General features: G+C 60.4%; 1 pseudogene. It reads left to right on the top strand.

The annotated features are described in order from the left end of the window. Positions 1 to 997: pseudogene (locus IWX85_RS20185) on the top strand (transposase); the annotation flags it as partial. Positions 998 to 1,089: the final 92 nt, after the last annotated feature.

The raw sequence follows: 1,089 nt of genomic DNA, 5'->3' as shown, positions 1-1,089 counted from the left end.
ACCCAGAAACCCCACAAATCAAGGAGCTTCGAAACACGCAAAAAGTAGCCTGACTCACTTCACTTCAGGCGACAACTTCCTTGACAGCCACCGGCTGGTTGCGTTGCGCCAGAAGGTGAGCAGCATGCTGCCGCGCGTGGACCTGCCGGAGTTGATTCTGGAAATCGCCGCGCGCACCGGCTTCACCGACGCCTTCACGCACCTCTCGGAGCACACGGCTCGCGCTGCAGATCTGCACGTCAGCGTGTGTGCGGTGTTGATGGCCGAGGCCTGCAATACCGGGATGGAACCGCTGATCCGCAACGACGTTCCCGCCCTCAAGCGCGATCGGCTGTCCTGGGTGGATCAGAACTACGTACGTGACGACACGCTAACCGCTGCCAATGGTTTACTGGTGTCGGCTCAGAGTCGCCTGGCGCTGGCCCGCCTGTGGGGCAGTGGTGAGGTTGCTTCAGCCGATGGGATGCGTTTCGTGGTGCCGGTGCGCACAGTGCATGCGGGACCCAATCCGAAATACTTCGGCGTCGGCCGTGGCGTCACCTGGTACAACATGTTGTCGGATCAGTTCTCCGGGTTAAACGACATCACCGTGCCAGGCACGTTGCGTGACAGTCTGATTCTGCTGGCCGTTCTTCTTGAGCAGCAAACCGATCTCCAACCGACGCAGATCATGACCGACACCGGCGCTTATAGTGACGTGGTATTCGGCCTGTTTCGACTGCTGGGCTATCGCTTCTGCCCGCGCCTGGCCGATGTTGGCGGCACACGCTTTTGGCGAATTGACCCGCACGCAGACTATGGGTTGCTCAACCCGATGTCGGCCAACCTTCTGCGCATGAACCGCATCGCGCCGCACTGGGATGACATGCTGCGCCTGGCCGGCTCGCTCAAACTTGGCCAGGTATCGGCCAGCGGCATCATGCGCACGCTGCAGGTCGGCGACCAGCCCACCCGTCTGGCGCAAGCCATCGCCGAGTACGGGCGGATCGACAAGACCCCCGGGTGTCAGAATTGTTGTCGCATCCAATTCTTTGATGGCTAACTGCCCGACAGCTTCATTTCATGACCAGAACACCGCATTCACATCAC

Source organism: Polaromonas sp. CG_9.11 (assembly GCF_015752225.1).
GTDB lineage: Bacteria > Pseudomonadota > Gammaproteobacteria > Burkholderiales > Burkholderiaceae_C > Polaromonas.
The sequence above is the reverse complement of the archived record's forward strand: the minus strand, read 5'-3'. Positions and strand labels throughout refer to the sequence as shown.